Origin of the sequence: Candidatus Marithrix sp. Canyon 246 (assembly GCF_001723685.1) — a bacterium.
Lineage (GTDB): Bacteria > Pseudomonadota > Gammaproteobacteria > Beggiatoales > Beggiatoaceae > Marithrix.
On sequence record NZ_MCBX01000038.1, the window covers coordinates 39873 to 58285 of the forward strand.

20 protein-coding genes and 1 pseudogene are annotated in these 18413 nt (G+C 33.7%); 10 read left to right on the forward strand and 11 right to left on the reverse strand.

Features of this window, described 5'->3' with window-relative positions; all coding sequences use genetic code 11:
• Positions 1-17 precede the first annotated feature (17 nt).
• Genes nadD through BHU68_RS17775 form a run of 8 tightly spaced genes read right to left on the reverse strand, consistent with a single transcriptional unit; the run spans position 18 to position 4909 of the window.
• Positions 18-647, reverse strand: a complete 630-nt coding sequence (gene nadD, locus BHU68_RS12820; RefSeq protein ID WP_069472431.1) for a nicotinate-nucleotide adenylyltransferase — start codon at positions 645-647, stop codon at positions 18-20.
• Positions 644-1075 (reverse strand): protein-export chaperone SecB, encoded by a 432-nt coding sequence (locus BHU68_RS12825; RefSeq protein ID WP_069472432.1) that lies wholly within the window; start codon positions 1073-1075, stop codon positions 644-646. The genes nadD and BHU68_RS12825 overlap by 4 nt, the downstream gene beginning before the upstream one ends.
• Positions 1075-1359: a hypothetical protein gene (locus tag BHU68_RS12830; RefSeq protein WP_069472433.1), complete on the reverse strand. Its 285-nt coding sequence runs from the start codon at positions 1357-1359 to the stop codon at positions 1075-1077. Before BHU68_RS12830 ends, BHU68_RS12825 begins: the two co-directional genes overlap by 1 nt.
• Positions 1349-1921 (reverse strand): hypothetical protein, encoded by a 573-nt coding sequence (locus BHU68_RS12835; RefSeq protein WP_069472434.1) that lies wholly within the window; start codon positions 1919-1921, stop codon positions 1349-1351. The genes BHU68_RS12830 and BHU68_RS12835 overlap by 11 nt, the downstream gene beginning before the upstream one ends.
• Before the next feature lie 6 nt (positions 1922-1927).
• On the reverse strand, positions 1928-3679 hold the full coding sequence (locus BHU68_RS12840) for an N-acetylglutaminylglutamine amidotransferase (RefSeq protein ID WP_069472435.1): 1752 nt from the start codon (positions 3677-3679) through the stop codon (positions 1928-1930).
• A gap of 8 nt (positions 3680-3687) precedes the next feature.
• Positions 3688-3951, reverse strand: coding sequence for a Txe/YoeB family addiction module toxin (locus tag BHU68_RS12845; RefSeq protein WP_069472436.1), 264 nt, complete (start codon positions 3949-3951; stop codon positions 3688-3690).
• The gene (locus BHU68_RS12850; protein ID WP_069472437.1) at positions 3948-4190 is read right to left on the reverse strand and encodes a type II toxin-antitoxin system Phd/YefM family antitoxin; all 243 of its coding nucleotides are present in this window, start codon (positions 4188-4190) and stop codon (positions 3948-3950) included. The genes BHU68_RS12845 and BHU68_RS12850 overlap by 4 nt, the downstream gene beginning before the upstream one ends.
• Positions 4190-4909: a hypothetical protein gene (locus BHU68_RS17775; protein WP_216092644.1), complete on the reverse strand. Its 720-nt coding sequence runs from the start codon at positions 4907-4909 to the stop codon at positions 4190-4192. The genes BHU68_RS12850 and BHU68_RS17775 overlap by 1 nt, the downstream gene beginning before the upstream one ends.
• 89 nt (positions 4910-4998) lie before the next feature.
• On the opposite strand from BHU68_RS17775, the gene BHU68_RS12860 reads away from it, so the two are divergent.
• From BHU68_RS12860 to BHU68_RS12885, 6 genes are all read left to right on the forward strand, one after another.
• Positions 4999-5265, forward strand: coding sequence for a UvrD-helicase domain-containing protein (locus tag BHU68_RS12860; protein WP_069472438.1), 267 nt, complete (start codon positions 4999-5001; stop codon positions 5263-5265).
• Positions 5266-5630: 365 nt separating this feature from the next.
• A complete protein-coding gene (locus BHU68_RS12865; protein ID WP_216092643.1) occupies positions 5631-6434 on the forward strand; it encodes a nuclear transport factor 2 family protein in 804 nt (267 codons plus the stop codon).
• A gap of 43 nt (positions 6435-6477) precedes the next feature.
• Entirely contained in the window at positions 6478-6840 is a 363-nt protein-coding gene (locus tag BHU68_RS12870; RefSeq protein WP_069472440.1) for an EthD domain-containing protein, read from the forward strand.
• 593 nt (positions 6841-7433) lie between these two features.
• Positions 7434-7667 (forward strand): type II toxin-antitoxin system HicB family antitoxin, encoded by a 234-nt coding sequence (locus BHU68_RS12875; RefSeq protein WP_069472441.1) that lies wholly within the window; start codon positions 7434-7436, stop codon positions 7665-7667.
• Positions 7668-7836: 169 nt separating this feature from the next.
• Positions 7837-8265: a hypothetical protein gene (locus tag BHU68_RS12880; protein ID WP_069472442.1), complete on the forward strand. Its 429-nt coding sequence runs from the start codon at positions 7837-7839 to the stop codon at positions 8263-8265.
• On the forward strand, positions 8262-8690 hold the full coding sequence (locus BHU68_RS12885; RefSeq protein ID WP_069472443.1) for an HNH endonuclease: 429 nt from the start codon (positions 8262-8264) through the stop codon (positions 8688-8690). The genes BHU68_RS12880 and BHU68_RS12885 overlap by 4 nt, the downstream gene beginning before the upstream one ends.
• Positions 8691-8789: 99 nt before the next feature.
• Here BHU68_RS12885 and BHU68_RS12890 read toward each other — a convergent pair.
• Positions 8790-8987 (reverse strand): annotated as a pseudogene (locus BHU68_RS12890) (hypothetical protein); the annotation flags it as partial.
• Between the two features lie 31 nt (positions 8988-9018).
• Positions 9019-9297 (reverse strand): hypothetical protein, encoded by a 279-nt coding sequence (locus BHU68_RS12895; protein ID WP_141700088.1) that lies wholly within the window; start codon positions 9295-9297, stop codon positions 9019-9021.
• Between the two features lie 155 nt (positions 9298-9452).
• On the opposite strand from BHU68_RS12895, the gene recB reads away from it, so the two are divergent.
• A complete protein-coding gene (gene recB, locus BHU68_RS12900) occupies positions 9453-12845 on the forward strand; it encodes an exodeoxyribonuclease V subunit beta (RefSeq protein WP_069472446.1) in 3393 nt (1130 codons plus the stop codon).
• Between the two features lie 148 nt (positions 12846-12993).
• Here the strand turns inward: recB and BHU68_RS12905 are convergent, their stop codons facing one another.
• Positions 12994-13887, reverse strand: a complete 894-nt coding sequence (locus BHU68_RS12905) for a DMT family transporter (protein WP_069472447.1) — start codon at positions 13885-13887, stop codon at positions 12994-12996.
• 83 nt (positions 13888-13970) lie between these two features.
• On the opposite strand from BHU68_RS12905, the gene BHU68_RS12910 reads away from it, so the two are divergent.
• From BHU68_RS12910 to recC, 3 genes are read left to right on the forward strand one after another with little or no spacing between them, the layout of a single operon-like run.
• A complete protein-coding gene (locus tag BHU68_RS12910) occupies positions 13971-14468 on the forward strand; it encodes a peptidylprolyl isomerase (RefSeq protein ID WP_069472448.1) in 498 nt (165 codons plus the stop codon).
• Positions 14469-14506: 38 nt separating this feature from the next.
• Positions 14507-15226 (forward strand): UDP-2,3-diacylglucosamine diphosphatase, encoded by a 720-nt coding sequence (locus BHU68_RS12915; RefSeq protein WP_069472449.1) that lies wholly within the window; start codon positions 14507-14509, stop codon positions 15224-15226.
• A complete protein-coding gene (recC, locus tag BHU68_RS12920; protein WP_083234220.1) occupies positions 15226-18408 on the forward strand; it encodes an exodeoxyribonuclease V subunit gamma in 3183 nt (1060 codons plus the stop codon). The genes BHU68_RS12915 and recC overlap by 1 nt, the downstream gene beginning before the upstream one ends.
• Positions 18409-18413 lie beyond the last annotated feature (5 nt).

Consider the following 18413-nt stretch of genomic DNA (forward strand, 5'->3'; position numbering starts at 1 on the left):
ATGATATATAATCTATATTAACGATATATCCTATTATGGTTAATAATGTCTAAAACTGCAAGTGGTAACAAGTAATTTGGATTGTTACCAGCGGCAATTAAGTCGCGAATTTGCGTAGCTGAAATAGCCATATCTGGCAATTCTTCTACCCAAATTTTTCCTGCTTTGCTAGTATATAATTGATTTAATTGATTAGTTTGATTGATATTTTGTATAGTTAATACAGTATTTGGGCGACGCACAACTATGATATGAGCTAAATTTATTATTTGTGTCGATTGATACCATGAATTTAAATTCATAAAGGCATCAGAGCCTAAGATTAAACACAAAGGATTATCAGGATATTCTGCACGTAAGCTAAATAATGTATCAACCATATAAGATGGACCATCGCGTTGCAACTCACGATCATCAGCAATTAATCCATTTACACCTGCTATTGCTGCTTGCACCATCTCTAAACGCAGCTTACTACTAACACTAGGAATGGCTCGATGAGGTGGTTGCGCAGAAGGAATTAAACGCACTTCTGCTAATGAAAGTCTTTCATATATTTCTAAAGCTAGTCGTAAATGACCATTATGAATCGGGTTAAAAGTACCGCCTAATAAGCCAATTGCTGGTTTTGTTTGGTTTATTTTCATTTAAAAAAAGTAGGTACTTGAAATAAAGGTAAAAGTGTACCATCAAATCCAGCGCGAGAACTAAGGCTAAATACATGTTCTCGCAAATAAGGGTAGAGAATCAATGGAGCATTATTTTCTGCCCATTTTTCAAGAAAATTTAAGGGAAATTTATTCTCATCTACTTTAAAAACTCCCAAAATTTCTACTCTAAGTTTAAAAGGAACTTCTTTTAGCTCTTCGCCTATTTCTACCCCAATTCTAACTCCAATTGTATTATCTTCATGATTATATTCGCTACATCCATGAAAAAGTGAAAATTGTTCTACAATTGGTTGTTCAAATTGAATAGATTCAGGAATCACTTTTATAGAAAGTTCCAGAACTTTTAAGGTTATTAATTGAATAGGATGATTTTCATATCCCTGTTTGTTTTCTTTATTAATCATTACACTGCTAGCATATATACATTATCATTAGTTACTGGAAATATTTTCCACTTACCAATTGATTTAGTATTAGTTTTAATTGGTTGATTAAGATCAAAATAAATAGATAAGTCATTAACCTGCGCGATATGTTCCTCAACACTTTGATTCATAAAAAAGGGTAAAAATTCTTTAGCTTCAATAAATACTCTTCCAACTGATCCATGTTTATGACTTTCATATTTTGCTTGTAATTCTTCATCAGACATTGAATCTATAGATTCTAAAATAATCTTACTGTTCATCATAGAACTCCTCGAATCTCGTTATTTCAATACAATCTAAATTTTTTACCACATAACACGACGGTTGACCAGTTAAGTCCATTGGTAATACTTTCTTATAAGTTTTGGGGGCTTGAACTTTTACGTGAATTATTTTAAATGTTTTTCCCATAGATTTTTCTACATCACTTATAAACATATCATATATTGTTGAGATTGTTTCATCTGGATTTATTACTTTAATTCTCTGGTAAACCTTTTGTGAATACACGATAAATTGTTCTTTTATTTGCTGATCTTCAAAATCTAAAATATCCTGATTATCAACCTTAAAATCAGCAAAAATAACCGAACAACTGGACGAAACTGCGTTAGCATAATCACCTTTTTTCTTTGCAAATCGCCACCAAGCTATAGCTAGAGTCTTTGCGTAAACTTCAAGATCATCTAAAATATAACCCCAAAAGTATATACCTCCACCTCTCAAACCAATATTAGAATATTTAAAGCCATTAGTAATAATTGACTTAGCATTGGAAGAACAGGTGCCATGTGTTCCTTTAAAAAATTTATTTTCTCTCATTAATCCTTACAATATATGTTCCTGTAACCACATTTCCAATAACGCCAAGTGCCATAATTTACTCCCTTGCAAGGGAGTCATATATGATTCTGGTGCCGCTAGTAATTTATTTATATAATCAGTTTGAAATAGTTGCCGCTGTTGACATGCTTGTGATGTCAAAACTTCGCGCATTGTTTCTAAAAATTCTCCTTGTACATATTTTAATGCTGGCACTGGGAAGTAGCCTTTGGGGCGATCTATTATTGCCGCTGGTAGTAATTTACGTGCGATAGCTTTTAGTGGGTATTTGCCATTTTCCTTTAATTTTAATTCTGCTGGCATGGTTGCCGCTAGTTCTACTAGATGATGATCTAAAAATGGTACTCGCGCTTCTAAACCCCATGCCATCGTCATATTATCTACTCTTTTTACAGGGTCATCTACTATTAAGGTGGTTACATCCATTCGCAGCACTTTGTCTAGGAATGTTTCTGAGCCTTTTAATAAGTCAGTTACTAGTTGCGAAGTATGATCTGCTCCATGATAATCTGGATTAACTGTTTGTAAAAATTCTTCATGAGTTCGATCAAAGTAAAAGCCTTTAAATCTTTCTAAATCAGAACCTTGTGCTGCTTGCATTAGTGGATACCAGAAATAACCTGCAAATACTTCATCTGCTCCTTGCCCACTTTGTACTACTTTTACTGTTTTTGATACTTGTTCGGCTAGTAAGTAAAATGCTACAGCGTCTTGTGCCACCATCGGTTCAGACATTGCTGCTATGGCTTCTGGTAAGCGCGTTAAAACTTGATTATTAGGAATTGTGTAGCGATGATGATTGGTATTATAACGTGCAACTACTTGATCTGAAAATTCAAATTCACTACCACGCTCTTTTGGAGCATCTTCAAAACCAATTGAAAATGTATTAACATTTTGATCCAATAAAGCAACTAATAAGCTGGAATCCAAACCACCAGATAATAATACTCCAACTGGCACATCAGCAGCAAGGCGATGACTATCAACTGCTGCTTTAAGCGCGGCATGTGTAGCTTCAATCCATTGTGATTCGCTTAAAGCAATTTCTGGGCGATTGGCGGATAATGACCAATATCTTTTTACAGTTTTACCCTTAGAATTAACAATTAAAATTGTACCCGGGGCTAATTTGCGAACACCTTGTAAAATAGTTCGCGGTGCTGGAACTACTGCATGAAGGCTTAAATGATGATGTAAAGCTATGGGATCAATACTGGTATCTACATCTCCAGCGGCTAATAAGGCTGGTAATGTTGATGCAAAGCGTAAACTATTTGCATTTTCAGTAAAATATAAAGGCTTAATTCCTAAACGATCACGGGCTAATAATAATTGTTGCTTATGACTATCCCATAAACCAAAGGCAAACATTCCATCAAAATGACTAACACAATCTTCACCCCATTGTGCATAAGATTTCAGTATAACTTCAGTATCACTTTCAGAAACAAATTGATGACCATACTGAATTAATTCACGCCGCAATTGCCGATAATTATAAATAGTACCATTAAATACTAAGGATAAGCCTAAATCCTGATCAGACATAGGCTGATGGGCACGACTTGATAAATCAATAATCGACAAACGCCGATGCCCTAAACCAATAGCCCCATCAAAAAAAGACCCATGATCATCAGGGCCTCTAGCAGCTAAACGATCCATCATTTTAGATAGAGTTTGAAGATCAGACTTATTAGCGTCAAAGCGAAACTCGCCACATATTCCACACATATTATATGTTACCCATAATGTGACCACATTCGTATAATTTTAACTGTTTTTTCTTTGATCAATACTTGATATACTAAGCGATGCTGTATATTAATTCTTCTTGAATAAGCTCCTTTCAAATCACCTACTAATTTTTCATAAGGCGGTGGATTTTGAAATGGATTTTTAGCTAAAATATCCAATAAAGTAGTTACAGTTTTACGTAAATGCGGATTAGTTAATTTTTTAGCATCTTTTTGAGCTTGTTTAGTAAAAACTATTTGCCAACTCACCAGTTTAATTCCTTAGAACATTCCTCAATTGGAGTTTCTAATCCTTCTTTAATGGATTCTGGCATCCCCGGAATAGATAATAAATACAATGTTTCTTGAATCGCAGACCAATCTTCTTCAGAAATTAATACAGCATTTGCTGTTTGGCTGGTAATTAATAGTGGTATATGGTAATTGGCAACTTCATTAATTAACTCTGGTAGTTTGGTGCTAGCTTGACTGCTGGTTACTGTTGTCATTAAATTTTCCCTCTTCGTTGCTGCGGATACCTGATATAATCAGGATCTAAAAAGTCTATTAAATCTATTAAGGCGTGTTGAAGTTCTATTAATCTGGTATTATGTTTATCTAGTTCTTTTGCAAGTAATTCAATATCTTCTCTTAAAGGTTCAAACCAATATTGAAAATCAGGATCTTGGTTCTGCACAAATTTAGCATAGCCTAAACATTGACTATTTGACTCCATAATTTCACCAATAGCTCTTTGATTACCTCTAAAAATTCTTAGCACTGTTCCGAGTCTGGTATCTAAAAATAATTCACAGATATGATTTTCCAGATTAGAGAGTTTTTTAGTAGTTTCTAGTTCACCTAAATCTAAAAATTGAATTTCTCGTCTAATAATTTCTATCCATCCCAAATATTGGGCAATGACATAAATAGTATTTTCTACTGCATATTGTTTTTCTCGTTCATTTCCTCTTAGATAAAACTTATCTAAAAATTTTAAACGCAAGATATTAAAAATCCTAGATTGTAATTCATAAGCTGAATTAATCAATGGTTCACGATATTTAGATAAAATTAATTTGGCTTGTTGTTTATGTAAGTTTTCATCACGTTTTTCAGCGATAGTAGCATTCATTTTTGCGACTTTATTTTGCCCTATTAGGGCTAAACTAGAAGCGACAATAGCAGCAAAAGCGGATGCAATTGCAATTAATATTTCAAAACTCATTTTTTATTTTCCATTTTAGTTTGTTTGAACTCATAGTTATTATAATCAATTTGCTATTATCTCGCTGAAAATTATTAAAACTAACTATAATGAAAAACACCACCATAGAAGCCAGCGCCGGCACTGGCAAAACCTATACAATTACAACTCTAGTCTTACGCCTAATTCTGGAAAAGCGTTTGACTATTAATAAAATTCTAGTTGTGACTTTTACCAAAGCCGCTACTGAAGAATTACATAATCGTATTCGTAGTAGTTTGCGTGAGGCTTTTCAAAAAGCTTTAATCTATCAGATACTTTTATTCGATTTACTCGTAGTGAAATTGCAATCCAGCCTAATACATAATATGTATTAGAGCCGCTAAATGGTTATTTAATATTAGCAGAAAAATTATGGGGCAATGGTGCCGCTTATGCGGAAGCTTGGAATTTTGGTCCTAATGAAGAAGATGCAAAACCAGTAAGTTAGAATTTTTGCTTGACATAAAAGTTAAATAGGATTAGTATATTGCTTTAAGGCTGTATTAAATGAATCGTCGGTTAATATCTAGGCAAATATACCTTATAATAAGTAGTTAGCTGTCAAAATAATCATCATCTTCTTATTCTCTAAATCAAGAATCTGCCGAGAAAATGGCTAGTAACAACTCCTTTATCACTTAATACTGAAACTTTCAAAAACACCAAAAATTAATGGACAGCATCATACTTGTGGTAGAGAATGCAAACTCTGTCTAATAAACTGTATCGAGTATCAATGACCTTAAATAACAAAGAAAAAATATGCAAATTATTGAAAGGCATCGAGACTGGTGATCCTTCATCCGTGTCTGTTGTCAACGAAGAAAAGTACATCCAGCATAACCCTCAAACTCATGAAGGAAGTGAAGGTCTAGCTGAACTATTTAAGCGTCTTTCTAAAACATCGCCACGAGTCAATATTGTCAGAGTATTTGAAGATGGTGATTTTGTTTTCGCCCATACTGAGTATGACTTTGCCACACGTAATATAGGTTTTGAAATTTTTCGCTTTGAAAGCGGATATGCAGTTGAGCATTGGGATAATATTCAGAAAAGAAAAGAGCTTAATAGCTCTGGTCACTCAATGGTTGATGGTAAAACTGAAGTGACAGATCATGAAATGACAGAAAGTAATCGTAGCTTTATCAAATCGTTCGTTGAAGAGATATTAATTCAAGGTAATTTTGATAAATTAAATGGTTACATAAATCAAGAAAACTATACGGAACATAGTCCAAATTTGGGGGATAATTTAGTTGAATTAAAACGCATTCTATCCCGTTCTAGTAATGATACTTCTGCTTTTATTGAATATAAGAAATGCCATCGTATTTTAGCAGAAGGTAGCTTTGTTTTATCTGTTTGCGAAGGTTATGTTAATCAAACTCATTCCTCCTTCTTTGATCTTTTTCATTTGAAAGGCGGAAAAATTATTGAGCACTGGGATACGACAGAAGCTATTCCACCCTGTAGTGAGTGGAAAAACAGTAATGGAAAATTCTAAATAAATTGATAAAAATTCAAGTAAACAACAATAGGAGTAATAAATGATCAAATTTGTCATGTGCCTAACTCGACATCCAGATATATCCCGAGAAGAATTCAAAGACTATTGGATGAATAAGCATGGTCCTTTCTTTATGAAAAATGCTGATGCAATGGGGGCAAAAAAATATGTTCAATCCCACACATTAGATACGCCGCTGAATGAAGGTTTAAGAGCTTCTAGAGGAATGCTGCCTGAATATGATGGTGTTGCTGAAGTCTGGTTTGAGTCAGAACAAGTACTTATAGAAGGTATGAGTTCTCCTGAAGGTCAGAAGTTGGGTGCTGCGTTGCTTGAAGATGAAAGTAATTTTATTGATCACTCAAAGTCTTCAGCTTTCATAGTTGAAGAGCACGAGTTTTAAATGACTAATTGGAAGAGTATTTCTACTTGCTGGAAATACTACAGCTAACAAGTAATTTATCGCCGTTTTTATACACAATGATTCAAACAAGAGGTTTTTATCATTACAACTAATGGTCAATATATTGATCAACCATTTTTAAAAATCAAAATCACAAAAAGCCGCTTTTTATAAAGCCTTCAATAAATATTCACTGAAATATATACCACTTTGGTGCTAAAATTATTTGCAGCGGCTGAAACAGCTTTAGGGGTGCTGATATTTTTACTTACATGACAGCTAGTTATGATGTAACACGCCGCTATACTTTAGTTGAAAATTGGCGTTCTCAAGCAGGTTGTGTGACGCAGTAAATCAACTATCAACCCGCCTACCAAACTACAACTATGAACAACACTTTGGAGGGGGTTTATTATTTATTTTTAAGAGCAATGACACCAGATACGGGGGCATATTTTGGGGTGTATCGAGATATGCCGGATTTGGAAGTTGGTGGGAATTAAAACTAATAAGTTGTACTATTGATCTGATATAATAAATACAACGAATTTTCAATTTCTTAAACATTAAATTAATTTAAATGTATAAAAAAAATGGAACAATTAATCAAGCTTCACATAGAAAAATTACCAGAAGGTGTATATTTAGCCACTTCAGATGACATACAAGGTTTAGTTGCTCAAGGAGACACTATTGCGGAAACATTGGAAATTGCAACAGATGTCGCTAACCAGTTAATTGAAGCGCGTACAGAAAGAGAAAATATGATGTCATTAATTAGTGGTGAATCATTAAACAATGGGAAGATTAGCCGGTTTTCGTTATAAAGAAAGTATCAGTCTAAATGATTTTTTAAATGCTTAAAAATAATAGTCACTGTAGTGTGTAGTGAGGAGTGCATTATGACAATGAAATGCCTTGTCAAAAAAATAGAATGATTGAATTTGATAAACTCAATATCAATAATGTAATTAAGTATTAAAATAGGAGTAATAGATGGAATTAGCTAATAGTATTAATCCAAAAACTATCACTATTAATTTGCCAGCTACTATTTATAGTCATGTAGAGCGGCAGTCGCAATTAATGCGACGTTCAATCGCGGAAGAATTAGTTGCTGTTGTTACTGAATATTGGCAAAAAGAAGCATTAGCAAATGATATTGAGCAGGAATTAACTCAACTGGATTTATTTTGTGATAGTGAATTATGGCAAGCTGCTCAAATAAATGTTTCATCAGAAAAGACGGATCATATGCAAGAACTAGTTGAAAAACAACAAAGTGTTGGTTTAACTGATTCTGAAAATCAACAAGCACAATTATTATCAGATTTATTCAATCGTATGATGTTAGTGCGTGCTAAAGCAGCGGCGTTATTAAAAAAACGCGGTTATGATGTATCTCCTTTAATACAAAAAACATGAGTAAGAGTCATATTTCTGCGAAATTACGTCAACAGGTTGCAGAACAGTCGCATGATATGTGTTGTTATTGTAAAAGTCAGCAACGTCTGATTGGTATTAGTTTAACTGTTGAACATATTATTCCTGAATCATTGGGTGGAACTACCACACTAGATAATTTATGTCTAGCTTGTTGGGATTGTAATCTGATAAAAGGCAGTCGTATAGCTGCTATAGATCCTACAACTGGTACAAATGTTCGTTTTTTCAACCCTAATAAGCAAAACTGGAATGAGCATTTTCGTTGGCATAGTAATGGAATACATATTATTGGAGTAACACCAATAGGGCGAGTGACAGTGGTTGCTTTAAAACTTAATCGCCCTGTTTTATTGCATTCTCGCAGTTTCTGGATTGAAGCTGGTTGGCATCCGCCGCTGGAATGAGTATAAGTAAGGATATTATTGTAAAGTAAGAATTTTTATCCCTGCTTATATACAATCTCTGTAGTTGTTACTAAACCAGCATAAAAATTCAGAAACAATTCATTCATCAAAATCACAACAAACCACTTTGGTGCTAAAATTATTTGCAGCGGCTGAAACTTCAAATTCATACTGTTGAATGTATGGAATCAGTCTTTGTTGTCGTTTCTTATCTGCTAATTCAAGAATCTGTTGTTCTAATTCTTCTGCACTTCTGATAGAACGACGCTTGAAACCATACAAATCATAAAATGTTGTAACATAAACGAAAGTTCATTGCGAATAGGATCTAAACTTGTTGTTGTTCTACAATTATTAAATCTTGCCATTCAAATTGATTAGCAAATGTCACACTTTGACTACAAGTGATAATCTGAGTTTTATCTGCGACGCTACGCATCATACCTGCCAATAATTGCATTGCATATAGATGTAAACCCAGTTCAGGTTCATCCAATAAAATCATGAAAGAAAGGGGCAACGCGCTGAATGTATCACTAGTATCATGAAAATGATAAACTTGCCAGTCAGATAAATAAGCGGCAACATTGCTAGCTATGGTTATCAAGTTCAACGAAGGCAATTATGAATGACACAACTAAAGTAGATTACCAAAACTTTGAACAGCTTTTGTTCGCAGATGATACAATTTACCCACTACTGAAGCAGCGGCTAAACCAGCATAAAAATTCAGACAAAAGTATAATGTTTTAATTTGAGCCAATGAAAAACACCACCATAGAAAAACTAGAACCCCTAACAATTCCCTTACAAGATATAAACCTAATAGAAGCCAGCGCAGGCACTGGCAAGACTCATACAATTACGACTCTAGTCTTACGCCTAATTTTGGAAAAGCGTTTGACTATTGATAAAATTTTAGTGGTGACTTTTACTGAAACCGCTACTGAAGAATTACGTAATCGTATTCGTAAGCGTTTGCATGAGGCTCGTGAGGCTTTTAAAACAGGTGAGATTGATGATGATGATGAGGATTTAGCTGAATTAATTCATAAGTTTTCTGATTATAAAGATGAAGCTATTTCTCGTCTAGATAATGCTTTACGTGGTTTTGATGAAGCCGCTATTTTTACTATTCATAGTTTTTGTCGGCAAATGTTACAAGATTATGCTCTTGAAAGTGGTGTCTTATTTGAAACTGAACTTATTGGTGATCAATCTCCATTATTACGTGAAATTGTAGAAGATTTTTGGCGACAAAACTTTTATGCTGCTTCAGGTTTATTTATTACTTATCTACAACAAAATAAATATAAAAACCCTAACAGTCTATTAAAAATCATTAATTATGGTCAATATATTGACCAACCATTTTTAAAAAAGATTCCAAAGTCAGAAACAATTGATTCACCAAAATCACCAGAAGCCGCTTTTTATAAATCCTTTAACAAGGTAAAACAACTATGGCTAGCTTCTGCTAAACAAGAAGTTGAACAACTATTAATCAATAGTAAAGATTTAAAGCGCAACAAATATTCACTGAAATATATACCACTTTGGTGTCAAAAATTAAATGAATATCTAACAGCGCGATCAATTTCTATCAATTTACCAGATCCTTTTATTCGATTTACTTGTAGTGAAATTGCTCAAGCTGTCAAAAAAAATTGCAATCCACCTCAGCATCAATTCTTTGATTTATGTCAACAATTATATGATAGCCACCAAATATTAGCTTCTCATTTTGAACAGCGTCTGGTTGCTTTAAAACTAAAATTATTTGCAGAAGCTGAAACAGCTTTAGCGCAGAAAAAATATCAATTTCATCTCCAATCTTTTGATGATTTATTAACAAATCTCCATAAAGCATTAAAAGAACCTAATGGGCATGGGCATCATTTAACCCGCCTAATACATAACAAGTTTAACGCCGCTTTAATTGATGAATTTCAAGACACTGATCGTGTGCAATATGAAATATTTAACACAGTCTTTGGTAGCGATAATAGTATTTTATTTTTAATTGGTGATCCAAAACAGGCTATATATAGCTTTAGGGGTGCTGATATTTTTACTTACATAGAAGCCAAGGATGATGCAACACGCCGTTATACTTTAGTTGAAAATTGGCGTTCTCAAGCAGATTTAATTGACGCAGTAAATCAAATATTCAAACAAAATAAGCAAGCATTTATATTTAAAGACATACCCTTTCAACCAGTGGAAGCATCTAAACGTGTAGCTTATCTAAAAATAGAAAATCAAACTTTACCACCATTACAATTATGGTTTGTTTCCAGAAACGAGATAGATTGTCAGCCAAATAAATTAATAAACAAAGCTTGGGGTAATACACAAATTCCAAATTCTGTTGCCAATGAAATAGCTAGGTTACTAATGTTAGCAAAACAAGAACAAGCTATGATAGGAACAGAACCATTACGTGCTAGAGATATTGCGATCTTAGTTCGCACCAATAAACAAGCGCGATACATGCAACAAGTATTAACCAAGTTACAAATACCAAGTGTCTTATATAGTCGCGATAATTTATTTACTTCTGATGAGGTGGTTGAAATAGAATTGGTATTACAAGCTATTGCTGATCCGAGTAATGAAAATTTAATTAAAGCCGCTTTGACTACAGATATGTTAGGAGTTTCTGGCAATGAATTGTATCAATTGATGAATGATGATAGAGCATGGCAACAATATCTAAGTCGATTTCAAGAGTATAATTATCAGTGGCAAAATGTTGGATTTATTCAAATGTACCATAGTTTCTTATTAAAGGAACAAGTGCAAACACGCTTATTAAATTATCCAGATGGAGAAAGACGCTTAACTAACATATTACATCTGGCTGAAATTTTACAAGAATTAACTATGAAGCAACAACTGAGTATGGGTGGTGTTTGTCAATGGTTATCACAACAGCGTCAACAACCAGACACTAATAATGAAGAACAACAATTACGTTTAGAAAGTGATGAAAAACGAGTTAAAATTGTAACCATTCACAAAAGCAAAGGCTTAGAATATCCGATAGTATTTTGTCCATTTATTTGGGATGGCTATTTACATCATAGCAAAGATGAACAATTTGTTTTTCATGATGAAAATAATGAATTAACCTTAGATTTAGGTTCTAAAAATCAACAGCGGCACCGTGAACAAGCCTTAGAAGAAGAAAGAGCAGAAAATTTACGCCTATTTTATGTAGCAGTAACTCGCGCCAAACATCGCTGTTATTTAGTATGGGGAGCATTTAAAGATGCAGGCAAATCAGCACTTGCGCATTTATTACATCCAGATATTGATGTAGAAAAAGTAGAAGACAATATTCTATGGCAACAACTAAAAAGCAATGATAAATTAGAAATCTCACACTTACCATTAGATGTTCCACCAAAACTAGACTCTCCACAAAAAGATAATAAATTAAAAAATCGTAAGTTTTCAGGCGAAATAAATAAAGAATGGAAAATTTCTAGTTTTAGCTCATTATCAAATAAGCCTAATTATACCCAACCACAAAATTATGACATAATTGCTGATAAAACACATATTTACAACTTTCCACGTGGAGCAAAAGCAGGGCAATTTATGCACAGTCTGTTTGAAAATATAGACTTTCAAGCACCTAGCGAAACCGTCATTACTACCCAATTAAGCAATTTTGGTTATGAAGTAGAACAATGGCAAGACACAATAATAAAGCTAATAAACAATGTAACAAACACGCCGCTAATACCAGATAATGATTTAACATTATCAAAAATCAGCCGCGACAAACGACTAAACGAACTAGAATTTTTCTATCCAACATTACCAGAACGTGGATTTATGAAAGGCTATATAGACATGGTATTTGAATACCAAGGGCGATACTATTTAATAGACTACAAATCGCACATGCTAGGCAACTACCACCACAGCGCATTAAATAAAATAATAGCCAGAGAAAACTACATCCTACAATACCGCATATACACAACAGCCTTACACCGCTACTTATCAAGCCGCTTACCAAACTATAATTATGAACAACACTTTGGAGGGGTTTATTATTTATTTTTAAGAGGAATGACACCAGAGACGGGGGCAGATTTTGGGGTGTATCGAGATATGCCTGATTTGGAAGTTGTTGATTAATTATCGGTTTATCTTGGTGGGGATTAACAGTTCTTCTATTGATATACCCTGTAGGTTGGGCTGACGAAAGGAAGCCCAACAATTCCAGCACACCCGTTGGGCTTCCTTTCGTCAGCCCAACCTACAAAGCGTAACATGAGTTATTTATTTACTTCTTACCCAACAAACTAACCCCAAAAATCACCAACAATACACCAGCCAAATGAATCCAACCAAACGGCTCACCAAGTAAAAATACCGCCAAAACCACAGTAAATATAGGACCTACGGTTCCAACAATAGTGGTTTTAGCCGCCCCAATTCTAGCAATTGCCTCACTAACCATAAAACTAGGTAGCACAGTGCTGAAAATTGCTAGCATAAATACATATACCCAAGCACTATTATTGATTAATAAATTTTCAATTTCATTTGTTAGCAAAAAATGAATCAATACAAAAACCGTCGATGATAGCATAGCAATACTGGTAAACAACCTACTACCGAATTTAGTAATTATTTTTTTACTTAAAACAAGGTAAAAAGACATACTCAAAGCAGCGGCTGCTACCAATAGCACACCTATACTAGCATTAATTCCTGTTAGCATAGACTCATGAAAATACAGTAGTAAAACACCAGTATAAGTTAATACTAAAGCAAACATTAGACGTTTAGTAATGACTTCACGTAAAAATAACCAACTCAGCAAAGCCGTCATTATAGGATAAGTATAAAGCGTTAAACGTTCCAATTGCGCGGAAATATAATTCAAACCTGCCAAATCTAAATAAGAAGAAAGATAATAACCAATAAAACCTAAGCCAAAAATAGCTAAAAACTCTTTAGGTAACGGTTTTTTAGTCTCTGGTTTTCTCAGCAACCAAATAAGTATTAACAAATAAAATGGCAAGGCAATTAGCATACGTAAGCTAAGCAAGGTAGTTGTATCCACACCTTCTTGGTATGCTAGTTTTATAAAAATTGATTTAATAGAAAACAGGGCAGTGCCTATAATTGCCAACAATAAGCCTGACTGAAAATTACCTTGTTTATTATCCATGAATTAGTAAAAAAATTATAATATATTTTATATATTTCGTTATACTATATATTTTCAAGTTGATAATAGGTAAATTGAATTCTATGCAAGTCAAAATGCAAACTACTTTAGGCGATATCATTATTGAACTTAATTCTGACAAGGCACCTAAAACCGTCGAGAACTTCGTAAATTACGTCAAAGATGGATTTTATGATAACACTATATTTCATCGTGTTATTAACGGTTTTATGATTCAAGGTGGTGGTATGGAATCAGGAATGAAAGAAAAAGCCACTAAACCACCAATTGAAAATGAAGCTGATAATGGCTTAAGTAATAAAATTGGTACTCTTGCTATGGCTAGAACATCTGATCCACATTCAGCCACTGCCCAATTTTTCATTAATGTTTCTGATAATACTTTTCTCAATTTTAGCGGCAAAAATCCTCAAGGTTGGGGTTATTGTGTATTTGGAGAAGTTGTTGAAGGTATCGATATTGTTAATAAAATCAAAGAAGTCCAAACTACAACTTGTAGCCCACATTCAGATGTACCTTGTGATGAGATCAAAATTGAAAAAGCAGAACTAATTAGCTAAAAATTACTTTCAACGCGCAAGCGTTGAAATCATATATCATGTCAGAAACATTCTTTATTTCAGATTTACATCTGAATCCAAAACATCCAATTCCATTTAATCAATTATTAAAATTTTTACAAACTCGTGCCTTACAAGCTGATGCTTTATATATATTAGGTGATTTATTTGAAGTTTGCTTAGGTGATGATGAAGATCAAGAAACCCTAAAAGCTTTAAATGACTTAACTGATAATGGTGTTCCAGTTTTTATAATGCACGGCAATAGAGATTTTTTACTAAGCCAAGCCGCTATTAAAAATTGTAAATTACTAGATGATGATGCTTGTGTAATTGACTTATATGGCGTTCCAACTTTGATTATGCACGGTGATACTTTATGTACATTAGATGTAAAATATCAAGCATTTCGTAAACAAGTGCGCAATCCTCAATGGCAAGCACAATTTTTAGCACAACCATTAGCTCAACGACGACTAATAGCTCAACAAGCGCGTAGTGAAAGTCAAGCGACAACCAAAACCACGGCTGAAGTTATAATGGATGTGACTCCAGAAGCAGTAATATCAACCCTAGAAAAATACAATGTTTATCAACTAATTCATGGACATACCCATCGCCCAGCAATACATAATATTACTGTAAATGGGCATGATGCGACTCGTTATGTGCTAGGGGATTGGCGTGATGATAGTGCAATGATTCTTCATTGTACAGCTAAAACTAATAATTTAATTAATTTATATATTCATCAATAATGCTACACATTCACACCAGTAATCGCTTAGAACACTTATCTTTAGCACTGGCTGAAGTTATTAAGGATCCTCTCTCAAACCCCTTTGCGCAAGAAACCGTGGTTGTGCAAAGTCAAGGCATGGAAAGATGGATTTCTATGGAGTTAGCTAGACATTTAGGTGTTTGGGCTAATGGTTCATTTCCTTTCCCTAATCTGATGTTGTGGCGTTTGTTTACGCGCTTTTCTGAAACTTCTAAATTTGAACCAGAGGTTATGTTGTGGAGTTTAATGGAAATTTTACCTAAATATTTGTCTCAGCCTGAATTTGCTGAAGTCAAATCTTATTTAGATGCTGATACACATAATATTAAACAATTTCAATTAGCTTGGCGTATTGCTGATATTTTTGATCAATATTTAATTTATCGCCCACGATGGATTGCCGATTGGGAAGATTGTGCTCAGCCTGTAAAGTTACGAAAAAATCCGCAGGCTGTTTGGCAAGCTATTTTATGGCGCGAATTAGTGGCGCGTCATGGTAATAAGCATCGCGCTAATTTAAAGGGGCATTTTTTTGAGAGTTTAAAGCATTCTGAGAATGTTTATAGATTACCACAAAGGTTCTCAGTTTTCGGCATTCCTGCATTACCGCCTTTTCACTTAGAAGTTTTTGAAAAAGTTGCACACCTTATTGATGTCCATATATTTTTACTAAATCCTTGTCAAGAATATTGGGGCGATATTGTCTCTGATAGAGATATTGCTCATAAATCAATAGAAGAACAAGAACATTTGCAAAAAGGGCAAACTTTATTAGCTTCTATGGGTAAAATGGGGCGTGATTTTATTGAGATGTTAATTGATTATCCGCACGAATTACATGAAAATTTTGAGGAGCCTAGTAACAAGACTTTATTACGTTGTATTCAATCTGATATTTTACATTTGCGTGAAAATACAAAATATCCTATTGATAATTCAATTCAAATTCATGTTTGTCATAGCCCAATGCGGCAAGTGGAAGTTTTGCATGATCAATTACTTGCGCTATTTGAAGAAGATAGATCTTTATTGCCTAAAGATGTTGTGGTAATGATGCCTGATATTGAAACTTATGCTCCTTTTATTGAAGCAGTATTCAATACAATTCCAGATCAAGCTCAAAAAATCCCTTTTAGTATTGCAGATCGTAGTTTACGCGCTGAATCTAGCTTAGTTGATGCCTTTTTTGCGATTTTAGAATTAGGGCAAAGTCGTTTTTCAGTAACTCAAGTTTTAACCGTGTTGGAAACTGAGACGGTACAACAAAGATTTGATTTTGTAGCTTTAGATTTAGAACTGATTAGGCATTGGATTAAGCAAACAGAAATACGTTGGGGCATAGATAAACAGCATAAAACTAATATGCAGTTACCAGCTTTTGATGAAAATACATGGCGAGCTGGTTTAAAAAGATTGTTGTTAGGTTATGCTTTACCAAGTGATTCGATGTTTGAAGGTATTTTACCATTTAATGATATTGAAGGCGATGATGCCCTTATTTTAGGTAAACTAGTTGCAGTAATTGATCAATTATTTGAATTAGTGCAAACTTTAAAGCAAGAGCGTAGCATTGATGAATGGGTAAAATTTCTAATGCAAATGTTAGAACAATTTCTTCATATTACAGGGGATAATGAGGATCAAGCACAATATATACGCAATATATTCAGTAAATTACTGGCAAATTCCAAGCTGGCACAATTTGAACAAGCAATCAATTTTGATGTAATACAATCTTATTTACAATACTATTTAACCAATGAAGCTCAACCAATATATTTTATGACGGGAGGGGTGTCGTTTTGTACTTTATCACATAATCAACGCATACCATTTAAAGTTGTTTGTTTATTAGGAATGGATGATCAAGCTTATCCACGCCCGAATTCGCGTTTAGGTTTTGATTTAATAGCAAAATATCCGAGTAAAGGAGATCGTTCACGCCGTCAAAATGATCGTTATTTATTTTTAGAAGCATTATTATCAGCCCGTGATTATTTTTATATTAGCTATATTGGTAAAAGCATTCATGATGATGCGATGATGCCGCCATCAGTATTAGTAAGTGAATTATTAGAAAGTATCGAAAATGGGGAAAAATTAGTAACAGAACATCCATTACAAGCTTTTAGCCCGCGTTATTTCAATAAAAGCGACAGCAAATTATTTAGTTTTTCCACATCATATTGCGACGCTAGTAAAGCATTAATGCAACAAGCTCAAAGCTATGAAAAATTCATAACCCACGATTTACCAGAACCTGAAACAGCGGCATGTAAAAGCATTACTTTAGAACGCTTTACCCGTTTCTTCAGACATCCAACTGAATTTTTATTAAAACAACGCTTAGGAATTAGCTTAAAAAACCACAAAAATATCCTAAACGAAACTGAACCATTTGAAATGCAAGGTTTAGATCATTACCAGCTCAGTAATATATTGGTAGAAAAAAGTTTAGCGGGAATAGATTTAGAAGAATATAAAATAATAGCCAAAGCTAGTGGGCAATTACCACATGGAAAAATTGGAGAACATGTTTATAATCAAGTAACAGAACAAATAAAACCCTTTGTGAAATCTGTACAAGATGCATTAAATCAAGACAAAATAGAGGCTGTAAAACTAAATTTAAAACTAAGCCATTTAGAATTGACAGGATATTTAGGCAAACTTTGGCGTTATAATTTAATACATTATCGTTATGGAGAACTAAAAGCAAAAGACCATATTCAAATATGGATACATCATTTAATATTAAACGCGATCAACCATAAGAATTTACCGCGTAATAGTATATTAATAGGCAAAAATGGAAGATGGGATTATGAAAAAATACATACAAAAACCGCTCTAAAAATTTTAAATGAATTAAGTCAAAGCTATTGGCAAGGTTTAAGCGAAGTTTTACATTTTTTCCCAGAAAGCTCCTTTAAATATGCTTATTATATAAAGAAAGAAGAAAAAAATGCAGAAAAAGCCCTTGAAGAAGCCAAAAAGCAATGGTTAGGCAGCGACTTCAAACGAGGCGAAGCCAAAGATGAATACCATAATCTATGCTTTGGCAAAGGCGAGATGCCACTAGATAACAAGGAATTTGAAAACTTTGCTATGCAATTTTTTCAACCTTTGTTGGAACATGCTACTTTTCAACAGAATTAATGTAT